Origin of the sequence: Rubrimonas sp., assembly GCF_036788415.1 — a bacterium.
Lineage (GTDB): Bacteria > Pseudomonadota > Alphaproteobacteria > Rhodobacterales > Rhodobacteraceae > Rubrimonas.
The window spans coordinates 1-8,220 of record NZ_DAIQNN010000104.1 but is presented as its reverse complement, the minus strand read 5'-3'; the positions used below and the strand labels follow the sequence as shown (position 1 = coordinate 8,220).

The window sequence follows — 8,220 nt, the reverse complement described above, 5'->3', positions numbered from 1 at the left end:
CCCGTTCCGTCATCCTCGTGGACATCGCCAACCCTCCCAAGGTCGGCTCTCCATGAATCAGACGTCGCCGCCCGGAAATATGGAAACAGCCACCTGAGTCGATTCGTCCACACAGCCTAGGACCCGCGTCTTTCCGGTCGATCTCCGCTCTATTCCCGCGCGTCCTCCTCGCGGAACTGCAGCGCGTGCAGCGTCGCGTAGAGGCCGCCCGCCCGCAGCAATTCGGCATGGCTGCCGCTCTCCGCGAGGCCCCCCGCGTCGAGCACGCAGATGCGGTGCGCGTCGCGCACGGTGGAGAGCCGATGCGCGATCACCAGCGTCGTGCGGCCCCGCATCAGCCGGCCCAGCGCCTCCTGCACCCGCGCTTCGGACTGCGCGTCGAGCGCGGAGGTCGCCTCGTCGAGCAGCAGGATCGGCGCGTCGCGCAGCATCGCCCGCGCGATTGCGACCCGCTGGCGCTGCCCGCCCGACAGCCGCCCGCCGCCCTCTCCGACCTGCGCGTCGTACCCCTCGGGAAGCGCCTCGGCGAACTCCGCGACATTCGCGTCGCGCATCGCCGCGAGGAGCTCCGCCTCGGTCGCCTCGGGGCGCGCCGCCATGACGTTCTCGCGGATCGAGGCCGAGAACAGGAACGCATCCTGCGTCACCAGCGCCATCGCGCCCCTCAGGCTGGCGAGAGTCGTCTCTCGCACATCGCGCCCGTCGATGCGCACATGCCCGGCATCGGCGTCGTAGAAGCGGGCGAGCAGGGCGAACACGGTCGACTTGCCCGCCCCCGAAGGCCCGACCAGCGCCGTCGTCTCGCCCGCGCGCGCGATGAAGCTCAGCCCGTTCAGCGCCGGCTTGTCGAGATAGCGGAAGGAGACGTCCTCGAAGCGGACCTCGCCCTTCACCGGCCCCAGCGCAGCGGCCCCGGGCGCGTCGGCGATCGAGGGGGGCGCGTCGAGCAGGTCGTAGAGCAGCTTCACGCCGACGAGGTTGGATTGCAGCTTCACCCGCACCCGCGCCAGCCGCTTGGCGGGCTCGTAGGCCATCAGGAATGCCGCCATGAAGGAGAAGAACGCGCCGGGATCGCCGCCGCGGTCGATCACCGAATGGCCCGCATAGAGGATCACGAGCGCGACCGACACGCCGCCCAGCGTCTCCATCAAGGGGCTCGACAGCGCGTTGAGCCGCGCCATGCCCACCACGCGCCGCTCGACATCCTCGATGGCGGCGAAGAGCTCGCCGCGCATCCGCCCCTCCAGCCGATACGCCTTGACCACGCGGGCGCCGCGCGCGATTTCGTTGAGCGCCTGCACGACGCGCGCGAGCGAGGCCATCTCGCGCTGCGCGAGTTTTTTCATCCGCTTGAGGAGCGCCGCGACGCCGATGATCGCCGGCGGCGCGACCACCAGCGCGAGAAAGGCCATCACAGGGTCCTGCGCCACCATCACGCCGATCAGCGCGAGCACCGTCAGCAGGTCTCGCCCGACTGCGGTGATCAGCGTGTCGAGCAGCGTGCGCGCGGCGTTGGCGGTGAAGGTCATCCGCGTCGTCAGGTCGCTCATCTCCGAGCGGTCGAAGAAGTCCATGCCCTGCGACAGGATGTTGTCGCCGATGCGCTTCTGCACCCGCGCCACCAGCGCCGCGCCGATGCGCTGGAGGATCACCGTCTGGAAATAGGTCGCGGCGCCCTTCACCGCGAAGATCGCGACCACCGCCGCCGCGATCGGCGCCACCAGCGCGGCGTTGCGCTCCACGAACACGCCGTTGACCACATCGCGCATGATCCAGGCCGACGCCGCTGTCGCGGCGGCGGTCAGGGCCATGCACAGGAAGGCCAGCGCGTAGCGCGCCGCATAGAGGCGCAGATTGTCGGCCATCAGCCGCCGGATCAGATGCGGCGCGCCTTCGGGATCGTCGAACAGCCGGCCCAGGGCGCGCTCGCGCAGACGTGAGAAGGGGCCGGAGATGCTCATATGCGCCAGATACAGGCTTTGCGCCTGCGCGCAAACGCCTCCCGCGTCGACACTTGCTCCGCCGCCCCCGATGCGCTTTGACTCCACGCCGCCCGTCGCCGCGAAGGACCACGCCGATGATCAGCCAGCTCAACGTCCGCGACTACATCCGGACCATCCCCGACTTCCCGCAGGAGGGGATCCTCTTTCGCGACGTGACCACGCTGTTCGGCGATCCGCGCGGCTTCCGCATGGCGATCGACCTTCTGCTGCACCCCTATGCCGGGCTGCGCATCGACAAGGTCGCGGCGCTCGAGGCGCGCGGCTTCATCCTCGGCGGCGCCATCGCGCATCAGCTCTCGATCGGCTTCGCGCCCATCCGCAAGAAGGGCAAGCTGCCCTGGAAGACCGTCGCGCAGGAGTACAAGCTCGAATACGGCGACGCGATCGTCGAGATCCACGAGGACGCGGTCAAGCCGGGCGAGACGGTGCTGCTGGTGGACGACCTGCTGGCGACCGGGGGCACGGCGGAGGCCGGCATCCGCCTGATCGAGCGGCTGGGCGGCGAGATCCTCGGCTGCGCCTTCGTGATCGACCTCCCCGATCTGGGCGGCAGGAAGCGGCTCGAAGGCCTCGGCGTGGACGTTCACGCGCTCTGCGCCTTCGAGGGCGGCTGAGGGCGCCCGCCCGTCTCAGATGACTTCGGGCCGGCTCTCGCGCCTCACTCCCGCCGAACCGTCTTCCATCCGTCGATCATCGGTCGGATCAGATCCTCGCGCTTCCACAGCTTGTAGAAGACGACCGCTGCGACATGCAGCGCCACCAGCGCCAGCAGCGCGGACCCGATCCGATGGTGCCACGCCGTCGCCGTCCGGCGCATGTCCGCCGAGACCATGTCGGCGAGCGGCCCGACATTGATGTAGTCCTCGGGGTCCGCGACCAGCCCGGTCGCCACTTGCGCCGCAAGCAGCGCCAGCAGCGCCGCCACCGCCCAGCCGCCAAGCGGATTGTGCCCGCGCCAGCGGCTCGGCGCGCGCTCGGGCAGCGTGCGCGCATAGTTCAGCACCGTTTTCGGCCCGGCGAGGAAGGCGGCGAAGCGGGCCGGGCGCGGCCCGACCACGCCCCAAACCAGCCGGAACGCCAGCAACGCGCAGATCGCGTAGCCCGACCAGAAATGCATCGTCATGATCGCCGGACCGAACTCGCCGAGCAGCCAGCTCGCCGTGACCAGCGCCGCGAGCGCCCAGTGGAACGCCCGCACGCCTGGGTCCCAGAGGCGGATGCGCTCGACATCCGCCTCGGGATTCGCGCCGTCGGCCAAGCTCAGAAATCCGCCGCGCGGTAATCGTCATGGCAGGCCTTGCAAGCCGCGCCGACCTGCTGGACCCCGCCGCCGAGCTCCGCCCGGCCGGCGCCCGCGACGCCTTGCAGCGCCGCCACCGCCGTCGCCAACCCTTCGGCCTTCTCCGCGAACCCGGCGAAATCGGTCCAGATGTTGGGAAGCGCGCGGGTGTCGCCGAAGCGGTCGTCCTTCGAGGTGCCCTCGGGGAAATGCGGCGCGATCATCACCGCGCTCAGCGCGCCGAGATTGTCTGCGTGCAGCGTCGCCGTCTCGGCGCTGTACTCGACCTCGCCCTTCGCCATGGCGGCGAGCGGCCCGACATTGGCTCCGAGCAGCGTGAAATAGGCGCGGCGCGCCTTCACGGCGTCGTCGGCGGCGTCGGCGACCGCGATGTCGGCCAGCATCGGCGAGAGCGACAGGGCGGCGGCGGCGAGGAGGGCGAGGCGCATGTTGGAGCTTCCTTCAAAGTTGAGATACAGTCTCCCTTAGCGTGAAATCACGACAAGCCCATGTCAAATCCGCAGGTCTGGACAACGAGGCGCCCATGTCGAAACAGCCGATCCGGAGTTCGGTCCTGATGGTCTGCCTCGGCAACATCTGCCGCTCTCCGATGGCGCAGGGCGCGCTCGAAGCCGAGGCCGCGCGCCTCGGGCTCGACCTGCATGTCGAGAGCGCGGGCACGGGCGCGTGGCATCTCGGCGCCGCCCCCGACCCGCGCGCGATCGCCGCCGCCGGCGCCCGCGGCTGCGACATCGCCGGCCAGCGGGCGCGGCAGGTGGCCGAGGAGGATTTCCGCCGCTTCGACGTGATCTGCGCGATGGACGCCGACAACCTCGCAGCCCTCCGCCACCTGCGCCCCTCCGACGCCACCGCCCGCCTGTCGCTGTTGCTCGACCACGCGGCGGGGCTCGAGGGCGAACCCGTTCCCGACCCTTATTACGACGGCCCGGCCGCCTTCGAGGAGGCGCTGCGCCTGATCGAGCTCGGCGTCGCGGGGCTGGCGCGCGGCCTGAAGGGGTGAGGGCGCGAAGGCGCGGGTTTCCGCCGGTCGGCATGGGCGCTGAGGACCGCGCCCGATCTCGGGTGGGCGCTGCGCGACGACTGCGCTAAGCGGTTTTTGGCGTTCAAATACTTCGACGGCTCCGCTGCTTGCGGCGTTGCAAGGCGCCCTCCCTGGGGGGAGGGAGGGCGCGGTCCGCGCAGGTCGCACGGACCAAGGGGTGAGCGGAGAGCCTCCGCCACTGTCCGCTCTCCGCGCACAACCGCCCCTCCGCGCCCTGCGCCCCCGCGAGGCTCACCCGCTGACAGTCCCCGCCTCGCGCTCCTCGATCATCTCCAGCGCCCGGTCGGCGGCATCCTCGAACGGCTCGAAGGCCAGCGTGGCGCCGGCGTCCAGCAGCGCCTGCCGCTCGGTCGCCCAGCGCACCGTCACGGCGACCTGACCCGCAAAGCCGATCGACGCCAGCGCCTGGAGCAGCGACCGCCGCGGGTCGTCATGCGTCACGCCCCCCGCATGCGACGGCGTCGCCGCGATCACCCAGCGCGCGCCTGACAGCGGCAGGTCGGCCACGAAGGCGGGGTCGCTGGCGTCGCCGAAGATCGCCGCGAACCCCTCGGCCCGCGCCCGCCGCAATTCGACGGGGTTGAAGTCCACGCACAGCACGCGCCGCCCCGCCGACCGGAGCCGCTGCGCGATGGCCGAGCCGAAGCGCCCATGCCCGAACACAACCGCATCGAACCGGCCCGCCGTCTCGGCTTCGTCCGGCTGCGGCTCGCGCAGCGCGCGCCGGCGCTCGAACGCGCCGAGAGCCGGGGCGAACAGCGCGTAGAGCTGGTGCGAATAGGTGATCATGTAAGTCGAGGCCGCGATGGTGATCAGCCCGACCAGCGTGACGAGCCCCAGCGCCTCGCCCTCGACATGGCCGAGGCTCACCCCCATCGCCACGAAGATCAGCGAGAACTCGCTGATCTGCGCCACGGTCAGCCCGGCGAGGAAGCCGGTGCGCTTGCGGTAGCCCATCGCCCCCATGATCGCGAGCACGATCAGCGGGTTGCCCACCAGCACGAACACCGAGAAGATCGCCGCCGCGCCGAGGTTCTCGCCGATCAGCGACAGGTCGAGATGCACGCCGAGCGCGATGAAGAAGAACAGCAGCAGGAAGTCGCGCAGCGGCGCCAGCCGCGAGGAGATCGTCTCGCGATAGGGCGTCGAGGCGAGCGCCACGCCCGCCAGCAGCCCGCCGATCTCCTTGCCGAGCCCGATCGCGTCCGACACCGCCGCCAGCATCGCCGTCAGCCCGATCGAGAACGTCACCAGCAGCTCCGGCGCCCGCGCCAGCTGGCCGGTCAGCGGGTCGGCGAGGTAGCGCACGAAGCCGATCACCGCCGCCAGCAGCGCCGCCGCCAGCAGCACGGTCCGCAGGATGGGCCAGAGCGCGCCGCCTCCGCCGCCCGCCTCGTCCCCCGCCCCTGCGCCGAAGCCGATGGTGGACAGCGCCACCATCGAGAACACGACGAACAGGTCCTGCACGATCAGGAAGCCCAGCGCCACCTGCCCGTGCAGCGAGTCGATCTCGCGCTTGTCCGACAGCAGCTTGACGATGATGATCGTGCTCGAGAAGGTCAGCGCGACCGCCACGTAAAGGCTCGTGACCCAGTCGAAGCCGAGGCCCAGCCCGATCAGGAAGCCGAACAGGGAGGTGAACGCCACCTGCCCGAGCCCGGTCGTCACCGCCACGGCGCCGAGCGAGCGGATCAGCTTCACGTCGAGCTTGGTGCCCACCAGAAACAGCAGCACCGCGATGCCGAGCTCAGCCAGCAGTTCGATCTGCTCCTGCGACCGCGCGATCCCCAGTCCCGCCGGCCCCGCCATCAGCCCCACGGCGATGAAGCTCACGATCAGCGGCTGGCGCAGCAGCAACCCCAGATAGCCCACCACCGCCGCCAGCACGAGCAGCGCCGCCATTTCCGCGAAGGGAGACTGCGTCACGAGATCGGCGAGCGTGAAAGCCATGCGGCGCGGCTCCTCTTGCAGTTGTGGCGGATGGTCTCTTGATAGAGACTGACCTGGGCCCGAACAAGCGCCCGCCGGCGCGGGCGCCGGAACGGAGGATCTGCGCCATGCCCCGCCTGTTCGCCGCGACCGACCTCTCCGAGCGCTCGCGGATCGCCGAGGCCCGCGCGGCCCTCGTCGCGCACCGCAAGGGCTGGACGCTCGACCTCGTCCACGCCCTCGACGACGAGGAGCCCGAGGCGGTGCTCGCCGCGCATCGCCGCGCCGCCGAGGCGACGCTGGCGCACCGCGCGGTCGAGCTCTCCCTCGCGACGGGCGCCGAGATCGCCGCGCGCATCGTCCTCGGCGATCCCGCCGAGGCGCTGGCGGCGGAGGCGATCGCCGAAGGCGCGGCGGCGGTCGTCGTCGGCCCGCACCGCAGGCGGCTGATCCGCGACATCTTCGAGGGCACGACCGCCGAGCGCGTGATCCGCGCCGCCGCCGTGCCCGTGCTCAGCGTCCACACCGCGCCCGAAGGCGGCTACCGGCGGATGCTGCTCGCGCTCGACGGCTCGCCGGCCTCCGCCGCCGCGCTCGCCGCCGTGCGCGCTCTGGGCCTCACCGCGCCGTCCGACGTGGTCGCCCTCGCCGTCGCCGACGCGCCGGAGCTGTCGATGCTGCGCCGCGGCGGCGCGCGCCCCGCCGAGATCGACGCCGCCGCGGCCGAGGCCCGCCGCGGCGCGCTCGACGCGCTGTCCGCGGTGCTTCCGCGCGGGGGCTTTCCCTGCGGCCGCGAAGCCGTGTTCGATACCGAGCGCACGGTCGCCGAGGCGATCTGCGCCGCCGCCGACCGCCTCGGCTGCGACCTGATCGCGCTGGGCACGCGCGGCCTCGGTTCGGTCGAGGGGCTGCTGCTCGGCAGCGTCGCGAGCGCGGTTCTCGCGTGCTCGCGCATCGACGTGCTGGTCGCGCCGCCGAAGGCCTGAGCGCGGCCCCTCCGCCCGTCGGGCCTCCCGCGTGAAGGCCCGTTGACCGCCGCAGGGCCCGGCCCCATAACCCCGCTCCATGACCGACCTCGCGCGCATCCGCAATTTCTCGATCGTGGCCCATATCGACCACGGCAAGAGCACGCTCGCCGACCGCCTCATCCAGATGACGGGCGGCCTGTCCGAGCGCGACATGAAGGAGCAGGTGCTCGACTCGATGGATATCGAGCGCGAGCGCGGCATCACCATCAAGGCCCAGACTGTCCGCCTGAACTACCGCGCGCAGGACGGCGAGGACTACGTCCTCAACCTGATCGACACCCCCGGCCATGTCGATTTCGGCTACGAGGTCTCCCGCTCCATGCGCGCCGTCGAGGGCTCGCTGCTGGTGGTGGACGCCTCGCAGGGCGTCGAGGCGCAGACGCTCGCCAACGTCTATCAGGCGCTGGATGCGGGGCACGAGATCGTCCCCGTCCTCAACAAGATCGACCTGCCCGCCGCCGAGCCCGACCGCATCAAGGCCCAGATCGAGGACGTGATCGGCCTCGACGCCTCCGACGCCGTCCTCATCTCCGCCAAGACCGGCCTCGGCATCGCCGAGGTGCTGGAGGCCATCGTCCACCGCCTGCCCGCGCCGAAAGGCGACCGGAACGCTCCTCTCAAGGCGCTGCTGGTCGACAGCTGGTACGACAGCTATCTCGGCGTCGTCGTCCTGTTCCGCGTCATCGACGGCGTGCTCCGCAAGGGCGACCGCGTGCGGATGATGCAGACGCAGGCCACCTATCAGGTCGAGCGCATCGGCGTGTTCCGCCCCGAGAAGGAGAGCGTGGCTGAACTCGGCCCCGGCGAGATCGGCTTTCTCACCGCCTCGATCAAGCAGGTGCGCGACACCCGCGTGGGCGACACCATCACCCATGAGCGCGCGCAATGCGCCGCCCCCCTGCCGGGCTACAAGCCCGC

Annotated in this window: 8 protein-coding genes; 4 read left to right on the top strand and 4 right to left on the bottom strand. The window is 71.3% G+C overall.

Annotated features, from left to right (window positions below):
- Positions 1-149 precede the first annotated feature (149 nt).
- Positions 150-1,961 (bottom strand): ABC transporter ATP-binding protein, encoded by a 1,812-nt coding sequence (locus V7Q31_RS15775; protein WP_333834819.1) that lies wholly within the window; start codon positions 1,959-1,961, stop codon positions 150-152.
- 116 nt (positions 1,962-2,077) lie between these two features.
- Between V7Q31_RS15775 and V7Q31_RS15770 the strand changes: the two genes are divergently transcribed.
- On the top strand, positions 2,078-2,617 hold the full coding sequence (locus V7Q31_RS15770) for an adenine phosphoribosyltransferase (protein WP_333834818.1): 540 nt from the start codon (positions 2,078-2,080) through the stop codon (positions 2,615-2,617).
- Positions 2,618-2,661: 44 nt separating this feature from the next.
- Here the strand turns inward: V7Q31_RS15770 and V7Q31_RS15765 are convergent, their stop codons facing one another.
- Together V7Q31_RS15765 and V7Q31_RS15760 are read right to left on the bottom strand one after the other, a co-directional pair.
- Positions 2,662-3,261, bottom strand: a complete 600-nt coding sequence (locus V7Q31_RS15765; protein WP_333834817.1) for a cytochrome b/b6 domain-containing protein — start codon at positions 3,259-3,261, stop codon at positions 2,662-2,664.
- Positions 3,262-3,263: 2 nt separating this feature from the next.
- A complete protein-coding gene (locus V7Q31_RS15760) occupies positions 3,264-3,731 on the bottom strand; it encodes a c-type cytochrome (RefSeq protein WP_333834816.1) in 468 nt (155 codons plus the stop codon).
- A gap of 95 nt (positions 3,732-3,826) precedes the next feature.
- On the opposite strand from V7Q31_RS15760, the gene V7Q31_RS15755 reads away from it, so the two are divergent.
- Positions 3,827-4,303 carry a low molecular weight protein-tyrosine-phosphatase gene (locus V7Q31_RS15755; RefSeq protein ID WP_333834815.1) on the top strand — a complete coding sequence of 159 codons (477 nt, stop codon included), beginning with the start codon at positions 3,827-3,829 and terminating at the stop codon, positions 4,301-4,303.
- Between the two features lie 273 nt (positions 4,304-4,576).
- Here V7Q31_RS15755 and V7Q31_RS15750 read toward each other — a convergent pair whose 3' ends face one another.
- Positions 4,577-6,295 (bottom strand): cation:proton antiporter, encoded by a 1,719-nt coding sequence (locus tag V7Q31_RS15750; protein WP_333834814.1) that lies wholly within the window; start codon positions 6,293-6,295, stop codon positions 4,577-4,579.
- A gap of 107 nt (positions 6,296-6,402) precedes the next feature.
- On the opposite strand from V7Q31_RS15750, the gene V7Q31_RS15745 reads away from it, so the two are divergent.
- On the top strand, positions 6,403-7,260 hold the full coding sequence (locus tag V7Q31_RS15745; RefSeq protein ID WP_333834813.1) for a universal stress protein: 858 nt from the start codon (positions 6,403-6,405) through the stop codon (positions 7,258-7,260).
- 79 nt (positions 7,261-7,339) lie between these two features.
- The coding region (locus V7Q31_RS15740; protein ID WP_333834812.1) for a GTP-binding protein at positions 7,340-8,220 on the top strand (881 nt) is incomplete at its 3' end.